23 protein-coding genes and 3 tRNA genes are annotated in these 21938 nt (G+C 52.3%); 15 read left to right on the forward strand and 11 right to left on the reverse strand.

Annotation, left to right across the window (positions count from 1 at the left end):
* Positions 1-44 precede the first annotated feature (44 nt).
* Both ACLHV8_RS02865 and ACLHV8_RS02870 read right to left on the reverse strand, forming a co-directional pair.
* Complete coding sequence (locus tag ACLHV8_RS02865) at positions 45-518, reverse strand: threonine/serine exporter (protein ID WP_028016579.1); 474 nt, start codon at positions 516-518, stop codon at positions 45-47.
* Entirely contained in the window at positions 509-1285 is a 777-nt protein-coding gene (locus ACLHV8_RS02870; RefSeq protein WP_028016580.1) for a threonine/serine exporter ThrE family protein, read from the reverse strand. The genes ACLHV8_RS02865 and ACLHV8_RS02870 overlap by 10 nt, the downstream gene beginning before the upstream one ends.
* A gap of 413 nt (positions 1286-1698) precedes the next feature.
* Here ACLHV8_RS02870 and ACLHV8_RS02875 point away from each other — a divergent pair, with 413 nt between their 5' ends.
* Both ACLHV8_RS02875 and bglJ read left to right on the forward strand, forming a co-directional pair.
* Entirely contained in the window at positions 1699-2430 is a 732-nt protein-coding gene (locus tag ACLHV8_RS02875) for a helix-turn-helix transcriptional regulator (RefSeq protein WP_028016581.1), read from the forward strand.
* Complete coding sequence (gene bglJ / locus ACLHV8_RS02880) at positions 2427-3062, forward strand: DNA-binding transcriptional activator BglJ (protein WP_208594052.1); 636 nt, start codon at positions 2427-2429, stop codon at positions 3060-3062. The genes ACLHV8_RS02875 and bglJ overlap by 4 nt, the downstream gene beginning before the upstream one ends.
* 36 nt (positions 3063-3098) lie before the next feature.
* On the opposite strand, the gene ACLHV8_RS02885 is transcribed toward bglJ, so the two are convergent.
* Positions 3099-3557 (reverse strand): YbaK/EbsC family protein, encoded by a 459-nt coding sequence (locus tag ACLHV8_RS02885; protein ID WP_008502085.1) that lies wholly within the window; start codon positions 3555-3557, stop codon positions 3099-3101.
* A 328-nt stretch (positions 3558-3885) separates the two neighbouring features.
* Between ACLHV8_RS02885 and ACLHV8_RS02890 the strand changes: the two genes are divergently transcribed.
* A complete protein-coding gene (locus ACLHV8_RS02890) occupies positions 3886-5232 on the forward strand; it encodes a PTS sugar transporter subunit IIC (protein ID WP_028016583.1) in 1347 nt (448 codons plus the stop codon).
* 96 nt (positions 5233-5328) lie between these two features.
* Here the strand turns inward: ACLHV8_RS02890 and fhuF are convergent, their stop codons facing one another.
* Positions 5329-6117 carry a siderophore-iron reductase FhuF gene (gene fhuF / locus ACLHV8_RS02895; protein WP_208594015.1) on the reverse strand — a complete coding sequence of 263 codons (789 nt, stop codon included), beginning with the start codon at positions 6115-6117 and terminating at the stop codon, positions 5329-5331.
* Positions 6118-6211: 94 nt separating this feature from the next.
* Positions 6212-7276 carry a GGDEF domain-containing protein gene (locus ACLHV8_RS02900; RefSeq protein ID WP_028016585.1) on the reverse strand — a complete coding sequence of 355 codons (1065 nt, stop codon included), beginning with the start codon at positions 7274-7276 and terminating at the stop codon, positions 6212-6214.
* A gap of 215 nt (positions 7277-7491) precedes the next feature.
* Here ACLHV8_RS02900 and ACLHV8_RS02905 point away from each other — a divergent pair, with 215 nt between their 5' ends.
* Positions 7492-7761 (forward strand): DUF1435 domain-containing protein, encoded by a 270-nt coding sequence (locus tag ACLHV8_RS02905; RefSeq protein ID WP_208594051.1) that lies wholly within the window; start codon positions 7492-7494, stop codon positions 7759-7761.
* A 38-nt stretch (positions 7762-7799) separates the two neighbouring features.
* Here the strand turns inward: ACLHV8_RS02905 and ACLHV8_RS02910 are convergent.
* The 4 genes from ACLHV8_RS02910 to rsmC all read right to left on the reverse strand — a co-directional run bounded on the left by ACLHV8_RS02910 (position 7800) and on the right by rsmC (position 9321).
* Positions 7800-7886 (reverse strand) — tRNA-Leu (locus ACLHV8_RS02910).
* 33 nt (positions 7887-7919) lie between these two features.
* Positions 7920-8005: transfer RNA gene (locus ACLHV8_RS02915), tRNA-Leu, on the reverse strand.
* A gap of 28 nt (positions 8006-8033) precedes the next feature.
* Positions 8034-8120: transfer RNA gene (locus ACLHV8_RS02920), tRNA-Leu, on the reverse strand.
* 172 nt (positions 8121-8292) lie between these two features.
* On the reverse strand, positions 8293-9321 hold the full coding sequence (rsmC, locus tag ACLHV8_RS02925; protein ID WP_208594014.1) for a 16S rRNA (guanine(1207)-N(2))-methyltransferase RsmC: 1029 nt from the start codon (positions 9319-9321) through the stop codon (positions 8293-8295).
* A gap of 102 nt (positions 9322-9423) precedes the next feature.
* Between rsmC and ACLHV8_RS02930 the strand changes: the two genes are divergently transcribed.
* From ACLHV8_RS02930 to ACLHV8_RS02965, 8 genes are all read left to right on the forward strand, one after another.
* On the forward strand, positions 9424-9837 hold the full coding sequence (locus ACLHV8_RS02930) for a DNA polymerase III subunit psi (RefSeq protein ID WP_208594013.1): 414 nt from the start codon (positions 9424-9426) through the stop codon (positions 9835-9837).
* Positions 9806-10249 carry a ribosomal protein S18-alanine N-acetyltransferase gene (gene rimI / locus ACLHV8_RS02935; protein WP_023334424.1) on the forward strand — a complete coding sequence of 148 codons (444 nt, stop codon included), beginning with the start codon at positions 9806-9808 and terminating at the stop codon, positions 10247-10249. Before ACLHV8_RS02930 ends, rimI begins: the two co-directional genes overlap by 32 nt.
* A gap of 19 nt (positions 10250-10268) precedes the next feature.
* Positions 10269-10946, forward strand: a complete 678-nt coding sequence (gene yjjG / locus ACLHV8_RS02940; protein WP_028016589.1) for a pyrimidine 5'-nucleotidase — start codon at positions 10269-10271, stop codon at positions 10944-10946.
* 91 nt (positions 10947-11037) lie between these two features.
* Entirely contained in the window at positions 11038-12627 is a 1590-nt protein-coding gene (gene prfC / locus ACLHV8_RS02945) for a peptide chain release factor 3 (protein WP_028016590.1), read from the forward strand.
* A gap of 299 nt (positions 12628-12926) precedes the next feature.
* Positions 12927-13544: a molecular chaperone OsmY gene (osmY, locus tag ACLHV8_RS02950; protein WP_028016591.1), complete on the forward strand. Its 618-nt coding sequence runs from the start codon at positions 12927-12929 to the stop codon at positions 13542-13544.
* A gap of 127 nt (positions 13545-13671) precedes the next feature.
* Positions 13672-13833, forward strand: coding sequence for a DUF1328 domain-containing protein (locus tag ACLHV8_RS02955; protein ID WP_032666762.1), 162 nt, complete (start codon positions 13672-13674; stop codon positions 13831-13833).
* A 120-nt stretch (positions 13834-13953) separates the two neighbouring features.
* On the forward strand, positions 13954-15006 hold the full coding sequence (locus ACLHV8_RS02960) for a patatin family protein (RefSeq protein WP_208594012.1): 1053 nt from the start codon (positions 13954-13956) through the stop codon (positions 15004-15006).
* A complete protein-coding gene (locus ACLHV8_RS02965) occupies positions 15003-15785 on the forward strand; it encodes a TatD family hydrolase (RefSeq protein ID WP_208594011.1) in 783 nt (260 codons plus the stop codon). Before ACLHV8_RS02960 ends, ACLHV8_RS02965 begins: the two co-directional genes overlap by 4 nt.
* Here ACLHV8_RS02965 and ACLHV8_RS02970 read toward each other — a convergent pair.
* Both ACLHV8_RS02970 and ACLHV8_RS02975 read right to left on the reverse strand, forming a co-directional pair.
* Positions 15780-16640, reverse strand: a complete 861-nt coding sequence (locus ACLHV8_RS02970) for a YjjW family glycine radical enzyme activase (RefSeq protein ID WP_208594010.1) — start codon at positions 16638-16640, stop codon at positions 15780-15782. The genes ACLHV8_RS02965 and ACLHV8_RS02970 overlap by 6 nt on opposite strands.
* Positions 16615-18162, reverse strand: a complete 1548-nt coding sequence (locus tag ACLHV8_RS02975) for a YjjI family glycine radical enzyme (protein ID WP_208594009.1) — start codon at positions 18160-18162, stop codon at positions 16615-16617. Before ACLHV8_RS02975 ends, ACLHV8_RS02970 begins: the two co-directional genes overlap by 26 nt.
* 262 nt (positions 18163-18424) lie before the next feature.
* Here ACLHV8_RS02975 and deoC point away from each other — a divergent pair, with 262 nt between their 5' ends.
* Genes deoC through deoB form a run of 3 tightly spaced genes read left to right on the forward strand, consistent with a single transcriptional unit; the run spans position 18425 to position 21857 of the window.
* Positions 18425-19204, forward strand: a complete 780-nt coding sequence (gene deoC, locus ACLHV8_RS02980) for a deoxyribose-phosphate aldolase (RefSeq protein ID WP_208594008.1) — start codon at positions 18425-18427, stop codon at positions 19202-19204.
* A 54-nt stretch (positions 19205-19258) separates the two neighbouring features.
* Positions 19259-20581 carry a thymidine phosphorylase gene (gene deoA, locus ACLHV8_RS02985; RefSeq protein ID WP_049005216.1) on the forward strand — a complete coding sequence of 441 codons (1323 nt, stop codon included), beginning with the start codon at positions 19259-19261 and terminating at the stop codon, positions 20579-20581.
* A 52-nt stretch (positions 20582-20633) separates the two neighbouring features.
* Positions 20634-21857, forward strand: a complete 1224-nt coding sequence (gene deoB, locus ACLHV8_RS02990; RefSeq protein ID WP_028016598.1) for a phosphopentomutase — start codon at positions 20634-20636, stop codon at positions 21855-21857.
* Positions 21858-21938: the final 81 nt, after the last annotated feature.

Here is a 21938-nt window from a genome sequence, read left to right on the forward strand (position 1 = left end):
CGGACCTGGACGATTATCCCCATGGCAGCGAAATAACACAAATATCAAACGCGTGGGCGTTTGCGGTACAGCCACAGTCCCGGGATCGACAGCCCGATAGAGAGTGCTCCGACAATGGAAGAGGCCTTAAGGAAGTTGCTCAGAAGGAGGATCATCTGTGGCTCGGTGTAGCCAAAATGGCTGATTTTTACTGCGGAAATCATCGCCGTGTAGGCAGATATGCCCGGGAACATCGGGATAACGGCGGCAACGGTGAACACTTTGGGATGCGCCAGATACCAGCGCGACCACTGAATGCCTATGCTACCGACCAGCATAGACGCCATAAATGTCGACCATTCGATGTTAAAACCTGCCGTCATCATGACCATCCGTGACCCATGACCAATCGCACCCAGCAGGGCACACCACGGGAGAGCGCGTTGCGGAACATTAAAGACCATCGCAAAGCCAACGGCAGGAATGGCGGACAGAAGCATGTCCTGTGCCAGTGCCAGCAGAAAATCTATCACGCCCATCCGCGTAACCCCCAGAGAGTCATGGCCATGACGACGCCAATACAGGTCGCCAGCGTCAGCAGGCTGGCGATAGCCCAACGTGCCAGACCGGTATTGATGTGCCCTTTAAACATATCGGCGACAGCGTTAATCAACGGGAACCCCGGGACCAGCAGAAGCACACTGGCGGCCATGGCAACAGTGGGGGTGTTAACAAACTGCGGCAGGCGCAGCAGTAAACCAGACACCGTGGTGGCGACAAAAGCGGTAATACAGAAATTGATTTGTGGGTGCATTTGCCGGTGTGTCAGTAACTGGCGGACATACATCGCGATGCTGCTGGCGAAAAATGTAATGATTGCGCCGTCCCAGCCGCCTTTATTGAGCTTACAAAAACAGGCGCACGACAGCCCAACCATGAGCACAACGAGCCAGCGTGGGTAACGCAATGGCTTTATTTGGTTGAATTTTTTTTCAATCTCATTGTGGTCGAGCAGCTTATGCTCAGCAAGAATGACGATATGTTGCACTTCGGTGACGACGTGCATGTTAATACCGCGGTCGTGGTTTTTGCGGGTGGAGGTCAGGCATTGACCATCTTTGATCGTGGTCAGCACAATGGCGTTTGAAGAGATCGCGCTTTCAACGCTATCCATACCTAACGCCAGCCCCAGCCGTGTTGAGAGTTCCTCAACCAGCGCGCTTTCCGCACCGTGCTGGAGCAGAAAAAGACCGCACTGAATACATAGCCGCGTGATAGCACGCTGCGTTGACCGATCTGCCTGCATGTATTGTCCTGAAGAGAAAATGGATGTTAGCGGTTTGGCCCGTGATGCTTACTTTTAACACAAAGTGCGGTCCCCCTTGCTGTGGGTCAGATCAAGATTTATGCAAACAGTTGCAACCTGTATTGTGAAAGGGTTTTCGCTTTAATTCATAACAATGGTGAATTATTAATGCGGTAACATAAAATATTTGTATTTAGTTATTCTAAATTTATATTGTCGATATTTTAATGAGTCCGTAATTAAATTTTCTTGCACTTTATGAGATATTATCTCTGTTTTAGGCATTTCTTAAATCAGAAACATATCTCATCTTCTGCTTGTATTAATCTGTTTTACACTCAGGGACGAAAATACTTATTACGTTGATGCGTATTAACGTTACTCATCAAATGAAAAATGGACACGGAGGGTCTATGTTGTCATTACATGGTAAACATTGCGTAGTCATAAGCCGGATACCCGTGATGCAAAAAGGGTTTGCAGGCGTTATGGCACGTCACTTCCCCGATTTTGAATTGACCTTTTGCCGCTCACTGCAGGAGCTAACGCTGCTTCAGTTACGCAGTGCAGATGTAATAATTGCCGATATTTCAGGCGAATACAGAAACCCCCGGGGCTCGCTCGAAGAGTACTACAGCTTATTGAACCAATACCGTGAAATACACTGGATCTTCTTAGTCTCCCGACCGCTGTACCCGATAGCGGTTGAGTTGCTCATGCGACCAGAAAGCACGCTGCTATCCGATATGGAACCCATCGACGGCGTGATTAATGCCATCCGGGCCGGGAGTGAGCGTGCTGAACGGATAAGCCAGACGTTATTAATACCAGAACCTCAGAGTGTTGAAGATGAACACGTTATTGCGCTCACGCACTCTGAACGCAAAGTATTACGTTTGTTAGGTAAGGGATGGGGGATTAATCAAATTGCCACCTTGCTCAAGAAGAGCAATAAAACGATAAGTGCGCAGAAAAACAGTGCGATGCGACGGCTGTCGTTGCGGTCTAACGCCGATATGTATGCCTGGATCAGTAGTACACAGGGAATGAGAGAGCTGAGTTTAATCTCAGCCTATGGAGAGTTCGAGGAATGGAAAAAACCGATTCAACAAGACACATCGCCATTATCGAAAATTGTTCAATGAGTGCTGTTGGGCTACAGCATCTTTTTGCTATGCCCACCCTTAACCATTATCAGTTGCACTTATTTAGTGGATTTGAGGACTTTAAGAAGGCACTTCATCAGACCAATTTTTTTTCGCTGATCTATTCACTTTCCGATGCGCGAGAAGAGCGTCGTAATTGCCTGGCGCACGTGCGGGATCTCGCATTTACCCATAGCCATATTCAACGCATTATTCTGACGTCTGATGAGATGGAAGCACGGTTAATTAGCCATCTATCACCTTCACGTCTTCACGGAGTGGTCAGTAAATCATTAACACTTGAGCACTTGCAGAAGGAGCTCGTGGTGTTGTTGGGTGAAACGCTGCGCATCAATGACAATATGCTGAACCACTGGTATCGGAGTCAAAACAGGATGTTAAGCCCCACGGAGCGGGCCATTTTGCGTTATATGTCTTGCGGGTATTCCATTCCCGAAATCGCCGCACAGCTTGAACGCAATATTAAAACTATCCGGGCACATAAGTTTAATGCGATGGTGAAGTTGGGAGTGAGTTCTGACGTAGGGCTGCTTGATGCAGCGGATATTCTTACGCATCTCCCGGCACGAGAACCGCTTAATCCTGCACTCAGCAAACCCACATTTTTATAACCTGCCTTGTGCGCCAGATACTCTCTGGCGCATCAATCAGATGCATACATCAACCCATTTTGCAGATGTTAGCTCTGCCATCCTGTCAGGTGAAATACGTACGGCACTGTGGATCGCGCCAGCGGCAGGGAGTACTTCAGCGTACTGCTTTAAGGAAATATCGCAGTAAACCGCAAGCGGGTTTTCCAGCCCGAACGGACAAACACCACCAACAGGATGACCTGTTATGGTCACTACTTCATCACTGCTGAGCATGCGTGCTTTTGCACCAAAGGTGTCTTTTAGCTTTTTGTTATCCAGGCGCGCATCGCCTTTCGCTACCACCAGAATCACCTCGTTTTTCACCTTCAATGACAGGGTTTTAGCAATTTGTCCCGGCTCAACGCGATGGGCGGCTGCAGCGAGTGCAACGGTAGCGGTACTCTGACTCAATTCAATAACGTCTATATCCGGAGCGTTGTCGGCAAAAAACTGCTGTACAGACTGCAAACTCATTGTTTCCTCCTGACAAATATCCTGCGTAATCTGTCATAAGAATTTATGCTCTGTAAATATCTCTTAAGTAACAAATACCCCATATAGCTGATTTCTGGATCATCTTCACAATCACAGAAACCGGTTACAGTAACCGGTTGCAGAGCGTGGTGCGTAGATTAATACTGAGTACGTAACGTTCCCTGTATCCAATAATAAGAGCAAATTATGAAACCATTTAGTCTGAGCAGTACCGCTGGTACACAAGCCAGCAAGGTTGTGAAGCTGATTTATGGAACAACGTGTGGCACGAATGTGCCCGTAACAAACGTCTGACAGGAGATCTGCCATGTCTGCCAACCATGCTGCGTTTAACCTGATATTCCGTTTTGTTGAAAATTACGTTAGCCCAATTGCCGGGCGCATCTCTTCCCAGCGTCATGTTATGGCTATTCGTGATGGGTTCATCTCCGCGATGCCATTTATGATTGTCGGCTCATTTTTGTTAGTGTTCGCTTACCCACCGTTTTCGCCTGATACCACCTGGGGTTTTGCGCGCGCCTGGTTGGATATGGCGAAGCAATTTGAAGGTCAGATCCTGACGCCGTTTGATATGACAATGGGTATTATGTCCATTTATATCTGTGCGGCCATTGCCTATAACCTTGGCAAACACTATGTCAAATCGCATCAGTTAGACCCATTTATGTGCGCCATGCTGTCGCTGATGGCGTTTCTCCTGGTCGCAGCACCTAAAACCAAAGGCACACTTCCTGTGGACAGCCTGGGCGGGACGGGCATCTTTACCGCGATTCTGGTGGCTATTTACTGCGTTGAGATGATGCGTTTCCTTAAAGCGCATAACATTGGTATTCGCCTGCCAGACCAGGTTCCCCCGATGATCAAAAACTCTTTCGACCTGCTGATCCCGGTGCTGGTTGTGGTGTTGACGCTCTATCCGCTGAGCCTGATTATTCAGTCTCAGTTTGACATGCTGATCCCGCAGGCGATTATGTCAGTCTTTAAGCCTTTGGTTTCTGCTGCGGACTCGCTGCCTGCGATTCTGTTAGCTGTGTTGATTGGTCATTTGCTCTGGTTCGCCGGGATCCACGGAGCCGCCATTGTCTCCGGGATGTTACAGATGTTCTGGTTGACTAACCTGGGGGCTAACCAGACTGCGCTGGCTGCCAGTCAGCCTCTGCCGCATATTTTTATGGAAGCATTCTGGACGTTCTTTATCGTGATTGGCGGGTCGGGAGCCACAATGGGACTGGTGATTTGCTATCTGCGCAGTCGTTCAGCACATTTACGCTCTATTGGGCGTTTAAGCGTGGTACCAAGCTTCTTTAACATTAACGAACCTGTCATTTTCGGTACGCCGATTGTGATGAACCCAGTGTTCTTTATTCCGTTCCTGTTGGCACCCATGGTGAACGCCGTGCTGGCCTGGGCGGCGATGTCATTTGATCTGATTGGCCGTGTCATTTCAGTCGTGCCCTGGACGGCACCCGCTCCGATTGGCGCCGCATGGGCCCTTGGCTGGGATTTCCGCGCAGCCATTCTGGTTGTTGTTCTGGCCTGCGTATCAGCAATAATTTACTTCCCATTCTTCAAAGTCTACGAGAAGCAGCTGCTGGAGCAGGAAGCCGAGGAAGCGCAGCGTAACGCGGAAGAGGAAAATCAGCAGGTGGCTTAAAAGCGTTGTGCCGGGTGGCGGCTACGCCTTACCCGGCCTACGAGTTGAGGTTTTTGTAGGCCCGGTAAGCGAAGCGCCACCGGGCAATTCAGTGCACTATTTCAGCGTGCAATCCCCGCACTGCTTAACGTCCGGCAGGCGATAGCGCTGGCAGCAGGTGCGACGAACCAGAAGTCCGTCACGGAGAACTACGGAACGGAATAACGGGTTTTCACTGCCATCAGAAAGTTGTTTTGCAAAGAAACAGGACTGACGCAGGGCATCAACGATCTCATCACCAAGCAGAGGCTTCATTTCCGTTAAATACCAGTGGATTAAATACCCGGTATTATTCCAGATAAGTTTCCCGTTAATCTCACCCGTCTCTTCAAGGGCATTAACCACCGGAATCAGAGCCTGAGTGATAAGCTGCTCCATACGCTCCTGAGCAGAAAGTGGCTCTGCGGCCTGGTCTTCGTGGAGATCAATCCAGAAACAGGCTGCACGCCCGGTTTCGTGAAACTCGACATGGAAATTATCCGGCGAGAGTTCCAGCATGCTCTTTTGCGTTAACAGCGCCAGCATGAGGGGAGGCACCATCAGCCCGATATACCACTGCGCCCAGAGAGAGAGCAGGGGTTTATTTTCCCGCTTAAGGGTGGGTTGATGACGATAGATATGGTCGGAATAGGTGGCCAGCAATGATTGCAGTTGGGCTGGTTGCCGCCACTCAGCAAGCGTCATGGCGTGCTGCGGGTGCGCTTCATCAAGCCGGATAAAGTCCAGCAGATGAGCACGAGTTTTCGCAATCTTATCCCGTATGGCATCCGCAAGCGAAGCATTCCCACTGGCGAGGGGGGCTCGCCAGAGGATTGGTTCAGCAATGTGTGCGGTCTGAGTGGCCATAGTATGGATGGAAATCTAAATGATAATGATTGCCAATCCTAACTATTACTCAAACCGATGGCAAGACTTTTGTCCTGGTTAAACGACCTCGCGCTTAAGCCGACTGAAGGCCTTCACTAAGCAGAATATTATTGCGTCCCATATGCTTGGCTTCGTAGAGAGCTTTGTCCGCTTTTTCCAGCGCGCCTTCCACGTCTTCATCCTCGAAAATAGCAATACCAATGCTGATGGTGACATTTGTCGCAACGCTTTCGTTGAACAGATGCGGGATTTTCAAATCGTAGACTTTCTGACGGATCCGCTCTGCCGTCTGGCGGGCATGTTCGAGTGAAATATTGGTCAGCAGCACCATAAACTCCTCCCCGCCAAAACGCGCCACAATATCGCGAGAACGCACGGCGTCGCGAATTGCCGCAGAGACGCGTTTCAATGCCTGATCGCCCATCATATGGCCGTAGTGGTCGTTATAGGCCTTGAAGTGGTCGATATCCATCAGCAGGACAAAGTGTTCGCCGTTTTCAACCGCTGGCAAGTTCTCCAGACGGCTTTGCAGGCCGCGACGATTATAGAGTCCGGTAAGGGGATCCATCATGCTGAGATCGGTGAGGGTTTCCCGTTCTTCCAGTAAGCGAGAGAGCAGCTCCTGAGCAAAGCGATCGTTACGTCTTTGCAAAATGTTATGAATAGCAATTGCCACCACAGGAAGTGCGAAAGAATAGGCTATTCTCAGCCATATATCGTGGTTACCTAACCACAGGCAGACAATAAAGGTGGGTAATGAGTGCAGTATGAATGCCACAATATTACTGGCAAATGCCAGCGTACCGATAAAAAGCACCGTTAATAGCGCTATTATCAAATACGTCATATGGTCGTGAGTAATTAGTGAAAATTTTGAGACAATTTGCCAGGCCCACAAAATACCGAAAATCCCTGAAATAACAGGAATATTGATCTTCCGTGTCCTCTTCTTCCAGTGCCAGGCGAGCAGGCCAGTGCTGATGGAGAAAATAGCAATCAGAGGGAAAGAGAACACGCGCACAGAATTAAGTGGATTTGTTACCGAGAACACGGCTGATGTTGCGTTCAGGAATAAAAATAAACGTAACGATAATTGATATTTTCTGTGAACCAAAGACCGCCAGGATTGTGATGTCATAGTAGTACGTTTTTATTAAAATTTAATTAAAACAAATAAATAGGTGTGGTGTCGCAATTAAAAAAGTAAAAAACTCAAAGAATAATTATCAGAAAATCTTTAGGTGTAGTTAACAGGTGTGCAATTTATCACCTTAGGCAATTCCTGTCATTATGGGAAAGGTAAAGGTCGATGGTTTTTGATTCGCCATGCTGACAAATGATAATTTATTTCATATGATACTGGTTATCATTATCGATTTGAGAGGGCGAGTCATGTTGAACAGGGCGCTGGGAAGTGGTTGGGGTGTATTACTGCCGGGAGTGATTCTCGGCGGTTTGATGTTTGCCGATCTCTCCATCAATGTCTGGAAAGCCATCATTGTGTCAGGATTATTAGTCACGTCAGGAATGATATGGCATAAGCAGTTACGCCACTTTGTTCTACTGCCATCGTGCGTTGCACTGGTTAGTGGAATTCTGGTGATACTGATGAGTTTGAAATAACAGAAAAAAGAAGAGCTTCAGAAGGGCTGTAAGATAATTGGTGCGAGGGGGGGGACTCGAACCCCCACATCCGTAAGGACACTAACACCTGAAGCTAGCGCGTCTACCAATTCCGCCACCTTCGCACAGTCATCTTACTATTTTTGATATCGCCTCGTTGGTGCGAGGGGGGGGACTCGAACCCCCACATCCTAAGGACACTAACACCTGAAGCTAGCGCGTCTACCAATTCCGCCACCTTCGCCCAGTGCGAGCAATATCAACGTGATTTATGGTGCGAGGGGGGGGACTCGAACCCCCACATCCGTAAGGACACTAACACCTGAAGCTAGCGCGTCTACCAATTCCGCCACCTTCGCATACCATCGATACTGTAAAAGTATCGTAACCACGGAGGCGCATTCTAGATGTTTTCAGCTTTACGTCAACAGAAAAGTGCGCGCGACACCTTGATTGCTGGAAAAATGGCCGATGGTGATGCCATGTGGAGCCGGATAGCGCTTGCGCTTCTCCGGCCTACAGGATTAGAGATTATTTTTTGGCCTGACGTGTCATCACGGTGCGGTAAACCTTAAAGCGACCGGTCTGAGCAATCACTTCGTGGAAGCCGAAGGTTTCGTCCAGCACTTTCGGGTACGCCAGGAAGGCGTTAGCCACGATGCGCAGCTCTCCACCGCTGTTAAGGTGACGAACTGCGCCACGGATCAGCGTTTGCGCAGCTTCAAGGCTGGTCTCCATGCCATTATGGAACGGCGGGTTGGAGATAATCATGTCGAAACGACCCGTAATGTCGGAGAAGACGTTACTGGCAATCACTTCGCCTTCGATTCCGTTTGCGGCAAGCGTTGCGCGACTGGCTTCTACCGCTGGCGCGCTCACATCACACAGGGTTAAACGCACTTTTGGCGAATGGCTGGCAAGAACTGTTGAAAGTACCCCCGCGCCACAGCCCACGTCCAGCACTTTACCTTTGGTGTGCGGCGTCAGGGTGGAGAGCAGCAGTTTGCTACCCGTATCCAGCGCGTCACGGCTGAACACGCCCGGCAGGGTTTTGATGGTCAGACCGTCAAGCTGATACTCGTCCCAGTAAGCTTGTGCATCAAACGAAGTCTGTTTTTCCAGACGGCCATGGTACAGACCACAGCGGCGAGCGCTGTCGACTTTATTCAGCGGCGCGTAGCCTTCCAGCATTTGTTCAGCGCTACGCACGCCGCTGCGGTTCTCACCCACCACAAAAATATCGCAGCCGACCGGCAGCAGGGAGAGCAGGTTCATCAGCTGGAACTGGGCTTCCGGTTTATTCTTCGGCCAGTAGTAAATCAGCGTATCGCAGTCGGCGATATCGCTCTGCTCCGCCACCAGGCTAAAGCGCGCGCGCTCGCCCATCTGGCGGCTCAGGACCTGCCAGTGGTGATAATATTGGGTGTGGGCACGGCTTTCAGCACATTCGAAACGTGCGGGCAGGTCATCCTGCATATCTCCGGCAAACAGAATACGGCTTTCTTCGAAATCATCACTGTGACGCAGCAAGACTTCACTTGCCGGGGTAAATGCAGACATGAATTGTTCCTCAATAAACTCAGGCGGGGATTATAGTAGGTAGATGGCGCACTTTCGACACATTTGCTATATTTGCGCGCCTGAGAGACAGGAGTTTTCCCTATGACATCCCGACGAGACTGGCAGTTGCAGCAACTGGGTATCACCCAGTGGGCTTTGCGTCGCCCGACGGCGTTGCAGGGCGAAATCGCCATCTCCATCCCGGCGCACGTTCGCCTGGTGATGGTGGCGGAAGAACTGCCTGCCCTGAATGAACCCCTGATCGGTGATGTCCTTCGCAGCCTGAAGCTGACGGCCGACCAGGTTTTACAGCTGACGCCAGAACGGGTCGCGATGCTTCCTCCTGATAGCCGCTGTAACAGCTGGCGTATCGGAGAGACAAACGAAATCCCCCTAAAGGGGAGCCAGATCTGCTCGCCAGCGCTGGACGAACTGAAAGCCAACCCAAAAGCGCGTTGCGCGCTATGGCAACAAATCTGCGAATATGAACACGATTTCTTCCCTCACGACGCCTGACCTGACCACAGCGTTTGCGATTGAAACACGCGCCCACGCGTTTCCGTGGAGCGAAAAAACCTTCGCCAGCAATCAGGGCGAGCGGTATCTGAATTACCGCCTGGACGTTGACGGCACCATGGCCGCCTTCGCGATTACGCAGGTTGTTCTTGATGAAGCGACGCTGTTTAATATCGCGGTTGATCCTGCGTTTCAGCGTCGTGGGCTGGGAAGAGAACTGCTTGAGCACCTCATCCGTGAGCTCGAAACCCGTGACGTTTTCACCCTGTGGCTGGAAGTGCGCGCATCGAACGTCGCCGCCATCGCGCTCTATGAAAGCTTAGGCTTTAATGAGGCGACAATCCGCCGTAACTATTACCCCACCGCAGAGGGACGTGAAGACGCCATCATAATGGCTCTGCCGATTGGATAACGAAAATAAGGTTGTAACGATGAAATGGGACTGGATTTTCTTTGATGCCGATGAAACGTTGTTTACGTTCGACGCGTTCGGTGGTCTACAGCGGATGTTTCTCGACTATAGCGTAACCTTCACCGCAGAGGATTTTCAGGACTATCAGGCGGTGAATAAACCGCTGTGGGTGGATTACCAGAACGGTGCCATCACCGCGTTACAACTTCAGCATCAGCGTTTTGACGTCTGGGCGGAACGTTTAAAGGTGAGTCCGGGGACGCTGAACGATGCCTTCCTGAATGCGATGGCCGATATCTGCGCGCCGCTGCCGGGTGCGGTTTCCCTGCTTGATTCTCTGAAAGGCAAGGCGAAACTGGGCATCATTACCAACGGGTTTACCGCATTACAGCAAATCCGTCTTGAACGTACCGGCCTGCGCGATCATTTCGATGCGCTGGTGATTTCAGAAGAAGTGGGCGTACCAAAACCCGATCCGCGTATTTTTGATTACGCGCTGGCGCAGGCAGGCAATCCTGACCGCGAACGGGTACTGATGGTAGGTGACACCGCTGAGTCGGATATTCTGGGTGGCATGAACTCGGGCTTGTCGACCGTCTGGCTGAATGCGCACGGTCGCGTGAAGCCTGAAGGTATCGAACCGACCTGGACCGTGACGTCGTTGAACGAACTGGAGCAACTCCTGTGTAAACAATGATTGCCTGCCCCCCATTGATGGGTAAAATAGCCGCAAATTCGTATTCCATGATGCGTGGCGTGCTGCCGCGCTTATAAAAGAAGATTTAATTATGACGTTGTCTCCTTATCTGCAAGAGGTGGCCAAGCGCCGCACTTTTGCCATTATCTCGCACCCGGATGCCGGTAAAACGACCATCACCGAGAAGGTGTTACTGTTCGGACAGGCGATCCAGACTGCGGGTACCGTTAAAGGCCGTGGCTCCAGCCAGCACGCAAAATCTGACTGGATGGAGATGGAAAAGCAGCGTGGTATTTCGATTACCACCTCCGTGATGCAGTTCCCGTATCACAACTGCCTGGTGAACCTGCTGGACACCCCGGGGCACGAAGACTTCTCCGAAGATACCTACCGTACGCTGACGGCGGTTGACTGCTGTCTGATGGTGATCGACGCCGCAAAAGGTGTAGAAGACAGGACCCGTAAGCTGATGGAAGTGACCCGTCTGCGCGATACGCCGATCCTCACCTTCATGAACAAACTCGACCGTGACATCCGTGATCCGATGGAGCTGATGGATGAAGTGGAAAACGAGCTGAAAATCGCCTGTGCACCAATCACCTGGCCAATCGGCTGTGGCAAGTTGTTCAAAGGGGTTTACCACCTTTATAAAGACGAAACTTACCTGTATCAGACCGGTAAAGGCCACACTATCCAGGAAGTGCGCATCGTGAAAGGTCTGGATAACCCGGATCTGGATACGGCGGTAGGTGAAGAGTTGGCCGCACAGCTGCGCGACGAGCTGGAGCTGGTGAAAGGCGCGTCTCATGAGTTCGACAAAGAGCTGTTCCTGAGCGGTGAAATCACGCCGGTATTCTTTGGTACCGCGCTGGGTAACTTCGGCGTTGACCACATGCTTGACGGTCTGGTGGAGTGGGCGCCGCAGCCGATGCCACGTAAAACCGACACCCGTGAAGTGGAAGCACAGGAAGAGAAGTTCACCGGTTTCGTGTTTAAAATTCAGGCCAACATGGACCCGAAACACCGCGACCGCGTGGCCTTTATGCGCGTAGTGTCCGGTAAATATGAAAAGGGCATGAAGCTGCGCCAGGTGCGTATCGGTAAAGACGTGGTGATCTCCGATGCGCTGACCTTTATGGCGGGCGACCGTTCGCACGTTGAAGAGGCGTACCCGGGCGACATCATCGGTCTCCACAACCATGGCACCATCCAGATCGGTGATACCTTCACCCAGGGCGAAATGATGAAGTTCACCGGTATCCCGAACTTCGCACCGGAGCTGTTCCGCCGTATTCGTCTGCGCGATCCGCTGAAGCAGAAACAGCTGCTGAAAGGCCTGGTACAGCTTTCCGAAGAGGGCGCGGTACAGGTGTTCCGCCCAATCGCAAACAACGATCTGATCGTTGGCGCGGTGGGTGTGTTGCAGTTTGACGTGGTGGTGGCTCGTCTTAAGAGCGAATACAACGTGGAAGCGATTTACGAATCGGTGAACGTGGCGACCGCGCGCTGGGTTGAGTGTTCTGACGTGAAGAAATTCGAAGAATTTAAGCGTAAGAACGAAATTCAGCTGGCGCTCGATGGTGGCGATAACCTGACGTACATCGCCCCAACCATGGTTAACCTGAACCTGACTCAGGAACGCTATCCTGATGTTCAGTTCCGCAAAACCCGCGAACACTAATCCCCTCTCAGAGCACGGCTGCCGCCGTGCTCTTCTTTAATTCCTGTCTTATTAATCCCTTGCGGAATGTTCTTAATTCAACGCAATTTCTCGCTATTCGCGCGTTTTTTACCCAATTCTGAAAGCGGCTCTGTGAGAGTGATCTATATTTAACTCAGTGTTTAACGCCGGGCTTGGATAAATTAACTGTTCAATGCATGACTTTAGGTTATCCATTTTGCCCGTGCGTTTATTCGCAATATATAAAACTACTAAGGAAGTATGTAGCCCGAATAACGGGTAAACACAGGAATAGATCGATGAATATGACAAGACTGAAGATTTCGAAAACTCTGCTGGCTGTAACCCTGGGTAGCGTTTTGGTGAGCGGTTCCGCTCTGGCGGAAAGCAGCACCATGGATAAAGCACAGTCCACGGCCGATACCGCAGGGCAAAAAATCGATAGCTCTATGAATAAAGTCGGCAATTTCATGGATGACAGCTCAATCACAGCAAAAGTGAAAGCCGCACTGGTGGATGATGAAGCCATTAAGAGCACCGATATATCCGTTAAGACCGACAAGAAAGTGGTCACGCTGAGTGGCTTTGTTGAAAGCCAGGCTCAGGCCGAACAGGCGGTGAAAGTGGCGAAAGGCGTCGAAGGCGTTGCGTCCGTCAGCGATAAGCTGCACGTACGTGACAGCAAAAACGCGTCGGTGAAAGGTTATGCCGGTGATGCAGCCACCACTAGCGAAATCAAAGCTAAACTTTTAGCAGATGACATTGTGCCGTCCCGTAAGGTGAAAGTGGAAACCACCGATGGTGTGGTTCAGCTCTCCGGTACGGTAGATTCGCAGGCGCAAAGTGAACGTGCCGAGTCCATCGCGAAAGCGATTGATGGCGTGAAAAGCGTTAAAAACGATCTGAAAACGAAGTAAATCTGGACCATTCGCCCGTCTGGCTAAAACCAGCGGGCGAAAATAAGAACGACTCTGGAAAACGCCGGTGAGTGACCTGAGCGCTCACGTTTAGCGGCCGACATTAACTATGGTAAAGGAGAGGCTTATGTTTCGTTGGGGCATTATATTTCTGGTTATCGCGTTAATTGCCGCCGCATTGGGCTTTGGTGGACTGGCGGGTACTGCGGCATGGGCAGCAAAAGTTGTCTTTGTCGTCGGTATTATTCTGTTCCTGGTCAGCCTGTTTACCGGACGTCGACGTCCGTAGCAAACGCAATATTCCTTCAACAAAAAAAAGCCAGTCACTGCGACTGGCTTTTTCTTATTTGCGTTGCAGGTCGTGTGCGTTACTGTGTTGTTACAGAATAACCAGAACAGGAAGGCAGAGGTGGGGCAACGAATTCCCGTTACGCTCGGCAATATCGCGCCGCTAACGTTAAAGCCGTTTCGTGCAGGCCAGCTCGCGCTGGTCTGTGAGGGGGGCGGGCAGCGTGGCATTTTCACTGCGGGCGTGCTGGATGAATTTATGCGCGCGCAGTTCAACCCGTTTGACCTTTACTTCGGCACCTCAGCCGGGGCACAGAACCTGTCTGCCTATGTCTGTAACCAGCCTGGTTATGCGCGAAAAGTGATAATGCGCTATACCACGGCGAAAGAATTTTTTAATCCGGTACGCTTTGTGCGTGGCGGCAATCTGATCGATCTCGACTGGTTGCTGGAATCCACCTCCAGCCAGATGCCGCTGGCTATGGACACTGCAGCGCGCCTGTTTGATGGCGGGAAAGAATTCTGGATGTGTGCCAGCCGGGGAGATGATTATTCACCGGGGTATTTCTCTCCGCAGAAGGAGAACTGGCTGGATATCATTCGTGCCTCGAGTGCCATTCCCGGTTTTTATCGTACCGGTGCGCAGCTGGATGGCATCAGTTATCTGGATGGGGGGATCAGTGACGCAGTGCCAGTGCAGGAAGCTGCCCGGCGCGGAGCGAAAACTATTGTGGTGATCCGTACCGTACCGTCGCAAATGTACTACACCCCGCAGTGGTTTAAACGCATGGAGCGCTGGTTAGGCGACAGCAGCCTGCAACCGCTGGTGAACATCGCTAAACAGCATGAAACCACCTACGGCGCGATGCAGCGTTTCATTGAAAAACCGCCGGGAAAACTGCGTATTTTTGAAATCTATCCACCTAAGCCGCTGGTCAGTATGGCGCTGGGCAGCCGCGTCCCGGCGTTGCGTGCAGATTATAAAACGGGCCGGCTGTGCGGCCGTTACTTCCTGGCGACAGTGGGGAAAATGCTGGCGGAGCAACCACCGCTACATCGGCATAAACGTATTATTATGCCGCCTGCGATTGTCGCTAACGATACCCTGACGATGCCGCTGGTGGATATTCCGCAGGCGAATGACGCTCTATTGGATAACGAGGATCTGGCGTGACGCACTGCTTTGTCGATACCCACTGCCACTTTGATTTTCCACCGTTTACGGGGGATGAAGAGCAAAGTATTGCGAAAGCTGCCGAAGCAGGCGTTCAGGCCATCATTGTGCCGTCAGTGGAAGCTGCTTACTTTTCCCGTGTGTTGGAGCTTGCCACACGACATCCCGCGCTCTATGCCGCGCTCGGCCTCCATCCGATTGTCATTGAGCGACATCTTGATGAGCACATTGAGAGGCTTGATGAGGTACTGCAGACCGCGGGAGACAAACTTGTCGCCATCGGTGAGATCGGCCTCGATCTTTACCGTGAGGAGCCGCAGTTTGAGCGTCAGCAGACGATCCTTGATGCGCAGCTCAGGCTGGCCAAGCGTTACGATCTGCCCGTGATCCTCCACTCAAGACGCACGCACGATAAGCTGGCGATGCACCTGAAACGCATCGATCTACCACGGAGAGGTGTCGTACACGGTTTCTCCGGCAGCCTGCAGCAGGCGCAGCGTTTTACCGAACTGGGCTATAAAATTGGCGTGGGTGGCACCATCACTTATCCGCGTGCCAGTAAAACCCGGGACGTAATGGCACAGCTGCCGCTGTCGGCGCTTCTGCTGGAAACCGACGCGCCGGATATGCCGCTGAATGGTTTTCAGGGCCAGCCGAATCGCCCGGAACAAGCGGCGCGCGTGTTTACCACCCTGTGTGAACTGCGAAAGGAGCCTGAAGAGGTGATTGCCGATGCGCTGCTTGAGAATACCCGTTCGGTATTTGGCATTACGCTATAGGTAAAGCGCCGGACGGATCACGGTTATCTTCTGTTTTTCCAGCGCGAGCGCCAGCGGCTCAACGTCTTCCGGTGTAGCGCTGCGCCATGACGCCGCTTCGCCATAAACCCCCTGTGCATGAAACGCGTTGATTCGCACCGGGACGTTTCCAAGCCCGTGGATAAATGTCGTCAGCGGTTTGATCTGTTCCAGATAATCGCACCGATCCGGGATGACCAGTAAGCGCAGTTCCGTCAAACGGTGACGATCGGCCAGCCAGCGAATGCTTTGTTTAATCTGTGGGTTTTCGCGTCCGGTCAGGAAACGGTGATGCTCATTTCCCCATGCTTTTAGATCCAGCATCGCGCCATCCAGCACCGGCAGGAGTTTCTGCCAGCCGGTTTCACTTAACAGGCCATTGCTGTCCACCAGGCAGCTTAGATGATTCAGCGTGGGATCCGTTTTGATCGCCGTGAAAAGCGCGATCAGAAAAGGAAGTTGCGTGGTAGCCTCACCGCCACTCACCGTAATACCCTCAATAAAGGGTGCAGCTCTGCGGATTTGCGCGAGGATCTCCTCCACGCTAAAGCGATGCGCCATGGGCGTTGCCTGCTGCTGGCACTGGCGGAGGCAGGTGTCGCACTGCTGGCAGTCACTCTCCTGCCACCAGACGCGCCTGGCATGAATGGTCAGCGCGTCGTGCGGACAGTGGGGCACGCAGTCACCGCAGTCGTTGCAGCGGCCGATCGTCCACGGGTTGTGGCAGGTTTTACAACGCAGGTTACATCCCTGCAGGAAAAGAGCCAGGCGGCTGCCCGGCCCGTCCACGCAGGAGAAAGGGATAACCTGACTAACTAAAGCGCATCTGCTGTTCATGGCTAATCACGCGCGGCTGACGTTCGAGGATGCGGGTGTTACGCGCGGCTTCTTCTCCAAGCCACGTGGTATTAGTACGCGATCCGGCTTCACGGTATTTTTCAAGATCTGACAAGCGCACCATATACCCGGTCACGCGTACCAGATCGTTACCGGCTACGTTCGCGGTGAATTCACGCATACCGGCTCTGAACGCACCAAGACATAGCTGAACCACCGCCTGCGGGTTGCGTTTTACCGTCTCATCCAGGGTCAAAATATCGCTGATCCCTGAGTGGTAGTATTTATGATGCGGCGCTACGGCCAGCAGATGGTTGATCGGATCCGGTTCATCCCCATAGGGCAGGCGCGCCCCCGGCGTGGTGCCGGAGTCAGAGCTGATCCCCGACTGCGCGTGGAGCATCGCGCGGTGCTTCCAGCCGTGTTTCACCGGCGTGTTTTCCACAAATGCCGCAAGCTGCCCGCTGATGCGGTAGCCCAGCGCGTTGGCCTGCTCGTCTTTACCGTAGCGCCCCGCAATACTTTCCTTTTCGCAAAGTATGTTCACCGCTTCTGCCAGACCGTACATCCCAAACATCGGCACAAACCGATCGGCATCAATCAGCCCCTCTTTTACCAGGAAGCTATTCTCAAAGAAGCCAGATTGCTCGTACAGGAAATCGCAGCGTGAATCGATGATAGCAATTTGCTGCCGGCAGTAATGCGGGAGCGTGCGGGTGAAGAAGTCTTCAATGGAAGTGCTGCGTTCAGCAATGGCTTTGAGGTTAAGGCGTACCAGGGTGCTGCCACCGCCCGCAAGCGGCAGGGAGTTGTAACAACTCACCACGCCGTAACGGCTTTTTGTGAAAATTTTATCATTTTCAGGGCCGTTAGAAATATGCGGTTTACTGCATTCACAGATGTTTTTTGCCACCTCAATCAGCAAATCGCCCGGGGTAATATCTGGGTCGTAGATAAAGGTGAGGTTCGGCGCGACCTGCTTCAGCTCTGCATCGGCACGCAGAATGGCACGGGTGATGGGGCCGTCAGCAGGCCCGATGTTTGCGTGCATAAATGCATCCGGCAGCGTTCGGTCGAGATAGCGCCAGAAACGTTTTATTCGGCTATCAACCTCTTCTTGTGTTAGAATTCTAACATACGGTTGCAGTAACACATCAAGATGGCCCAGATAGACAGGCATGGATGTTACGGATGGCACATGGTGGTAAAGAATGGTGAGTAGTGAAAGAGCGTCATCCAGGTCTTTCGCGCCTTCCAGCTCCAGCCATTCTGAGCCGTTAGCCAAAAATTTTGCGTAATCCGGCAGAACATAGCGGGGTTTGTAAGGTGCGTGGCCTTCGAACATGTCGCAGATAAACCCCTCGTCCAGCGCGGCGCGCGCTGCCTGAGGGAGTTCAGGATAAGGCAGGTTGTTTTCCGCTTCCAGCGCCAGGAAATGACGTTTTTGTTCCGGGGTTAACACCGGGCTTGTCACAATGTGCTGGCAACGTTGTTGCAGGGCGTCGGGGCTGGAGTGGGACATGATCGCTTCCTTGTTTATTCTGCGGATGATGAACGGATTGTAGGAAGCCAGCCTGTTGTGGCTTTTGATCCGACAGGGGGTATTGCTGCTTTCGTCAGCAATTAGCACGATAAAATTTGAAGAAGATCTCATTACAGTAATGCAAATTTGTACGTAGTTTTCATTAACTGTGATGAATGTCGAAGTGTGGATGCGGGTGAATGTTAGAATACTCACAGACCCGCAAGGTAAAATTTATACGGCACTGCCGTTGGAGAATGTTATGACCGATTTAACTGCAAGCAGCCTGCGCGCGTTGAAACTGATGGACCTGACCACCCTGAACGATGACGACACCAATGAAAAAGTCATCGCCCTGTGCCATCAGGCGAAAACGCCCGTCGGTAACACCGCTGCTATCTGTATCTACCCGCGCTTTATCCCGATTGCCCGTAAAACGCTGAAAGAGCAGGGCACGCCGGACGTGCGTATTGCAACCGTGACTAACTTCCCGCACGGCAACGACGATATCGAGATTGCGCTGGCAGAAACTCGCGCAGCTATTGCTTACGGTGCAGATGAAGTTGACGTGGTATTCCCATACCGTGCGTTGATTGCGGGCAACGAGCAGGTCGGTTTTGACCTGGTGAAAGCCTGTAAAGATGCGTGTGCTGCGGCAAACGTACTGCTGAAAGTGATCATCGAAACCGGTGAGCTGAAAGAAGAAGCCCTGATTCGTAAAGCATCTGAAATCTCCATCAAGGCGGGTGCTGATTTCATCAAAACCTCTACGGGTAAAGTGCCGGTTAACGCCACCCCGGAAAGCGCACGCATCATGATGGAAGTGATCCGCGATATGGGCGTGTCCAAAACGGTTGGTTTTAAACCTGCGGGCGGCGTACGTACCGCGGAAGATGCGCAACAGTTCCTGGCCATCGCGGATGAACTGTTCGGCGCTGAATGGGCAGATTCCCGTCACTATCGCTTTGGCGCATCTAGCCTGCTGGCCAGCCTGCTGAAAGCGCTGGGTCACGGCGATGGTAAGAGCACAAGCAGCTACTAAGGTTTGAATTGCCGGGTGACGCGAAGCGATCCCGGCTTATTTCGGGAGGTTACCGTGTTTCTCGCACAAGAAATTATTCGTAAAAAACGTGATGGTCATGCATTAAGCGACGAAGAGATCCGCTTCTTTATCAACGGCATTCGTGATAACACCGTCTCTGAAGGGCAGATCGCTGCGCTGGCGATGACCATTTTCTTCCACGATATGTCGATGCCTGAGCGGGTCTCGCTGACGATGGCGATGCGAGATTCAGGAACCGTTCTGGACTGGAAGAGCCTGAACCTTAACGGCCCGATTGTGGACAAGCACTCCACAGGTGGCGTAGGTGATGTGACTTCCCTGATGCTCGGCCCAATGGTGGCGGCCTGTGGGGGTTACATCCCGATGATCTCCGGGCGCGGCCTCGGCCATACCGGTGGTACGCTCGACAAACTGGAAGCCATTCCGGGCTTCGATATCTTCCCGGATGACAACCGCTTCCGCGACATTATTAAAGACGTTGGTGTGGCGATTATCGGCCAGACCAGCTCTCTTGCTCCAGCAGATAAGCGTTTCTATGCCACCCGCGATATCACCGCGACCGTTGACTCCATCCCGCTGATCACCGCCTCTATTCTGGCGAAGAAACTGGCCGAAGGGCTGGACGCGCTGGTGATGGATGTAAAAGTAGGTAGCGGCGCGTTTATGCCAACCTATGAACTTTCTGCCCAGCTTGCCGAAGCGATCGTTGGCGTCTCCAACGGTGCCGGCGTGCGCACCACTGCACTGCTCACCGACATGAACCAGGTTCTGGCCTCCAGTGCAGGTAATGCGGTTGAAGTGCGTGAAGCCGTACAATTCCTGACCGGTGAATACCGCAACCCGCGTCTGTTCGACGTCACCATGGCACTGTGCGTTGAGATGTTAATCTCCGGCAAGCTTGCCAAAGATGATGCAGACGCGCGCGCGAAACTGCAGGCGGTGCTGGATAACGGCAAAGCGGCGGAGATCTTTGGTCGCATGGTGGCGGCGCAGAAAGGTCCAACTGATTTCGTGGAAAACTACGCGAAATACCTGCCAACGGCGACGCTCAGTAAAGCGGTTTATGCCGATAGCGAAGGCTTTGTCTCAGCCATGGATACCCGTGCACTCGGCATGGCGGTTGTCTCAATGGGCGGCGGTCGTCGCCAGGCATCGGACATGATTGATTACAGCGTCGGCTTTACCGATATGGCCCGATTGGGCGACAGCGTCGACGGACAACGTCCGCTGGCGGTGATCCACGCCAAAGATGAAGCCAGCTGGCAGGAAGCGGCGAAAGCGGTTAAAGCGGCCATTACACTCGACGATAAAGCACCGGAAAGCACACCAACGGTCTATCGTCGTATCACTGAATAGCGGTATACTGATCTGATCAATCATTTTTAAGCACTACGTACGGAGAACAATTATGAAACGTGCATTTATTATGGTGCTGGACTCATTCGGCATCGGCGCAACCGAAGATGCAGAACGTTTTGGTGACGTGGGTTCCGATACCATGGGTCACATCGCGGAAGCCTGTGCCAAAGGCGAAGCGGATAAAGGTCGTAAAGGCCCTCTGACTCTACCCAACCTGACCCGCCTGGGTCTGGTGAAAGCGCATGAAGGTTCTACCGGTAAAATTGCAGCAGGTATGGACGGCAACGCGGAAGTGGTGGGTGCCTACGCATGGGCTCACGAGCTTTCTTCCGGTAAAGACACCCCGTCTGGACACTGGGAAATCGCCGGTGTGCCGGTTCTGTTCGACTGGGGCTACTTCTCCGATCATCAGAACAGCTTCCCGCAGGAACTGCTGGACAAGCTGGTTAAGCGTGCAAACCTGCCGGGCTACCTCGGTAACTGCCACTCTTCCGGTACCGTGATCCTGGATGAGCTCGGTGAAGAGCACATGAAAACCGGCAAACCGATTTTCTATACCTCTGCTGACTCCGTGTTCCAGATTGCCTGTCACGAAGAAACCTACGGCCTGGATAAACTTTACGAACTGTGCGAAATCGCTCGTGAAGAGTTGACCGAAGGCGGATACAACATTGGTCGCGTTATCGCACGTCCGTTTATCGGCGACAAAGCGGGTAACTTCCAGCGTACCGGTAACCGTCACGATCTGGCCGTTGAGCCACCGGCACCAACCGTGCTGCAGAAGCTGGTTGAAGAGAAAGACGGTCACGTGGTGTCCGTGGGTAAAATTGCGGATATCTACGCCAACTGCGGCATCACCAAGAAAGTGAAAGCCACCGGTCTGGACGCGCTGTTTGATGCCACCATCAAAGAGATGAAAGAGGCGGGTGACAAGACCATTGTTTTCACCAACTTCGTCGACTTCGACTCTTCCTGGGGCCACCGTCGTGATGTTGCCGGTTATGCAGCGGGCCTGGAGTTGTTCGACCGCCGTCTGCCGGAGCTGATGGAACTGGTGGGTGAAGATGACATTCTGATCCTGACGGCGGACCACGGCTGTGACCCAACCTGGACCGGTACCGATCACACCCGTGAGCACATTCCTGTGCTGGTGTACGGCCCGAAAGTGAAACCAGGCTCCCTTGGTCACCGTGAAAGCTTCGCGGATATCGGCCAGACCCTGGCGAAATACTTTGGTACGTCCGACATGGAATATGGCAAGGCCATGTTCTGAATCATGTTGGGTGCGGTCTGATGCCCTCACCCAACCCTCTCCCACAGGGAGAGGGTGAAAAGAATAAACAATTTAAAAGGA

Origin of the sequence: Enterobacter sp. CPE_E863 (assembly GCF_046521465.1) — a bacterium.
Classification (GTDB): Bacteria; Pseudomonadota; Gammaproteobacteria; order Enterobacterales; family Enterobacteriaceae; genus Enterobacter; species Enterobacter adelaidei.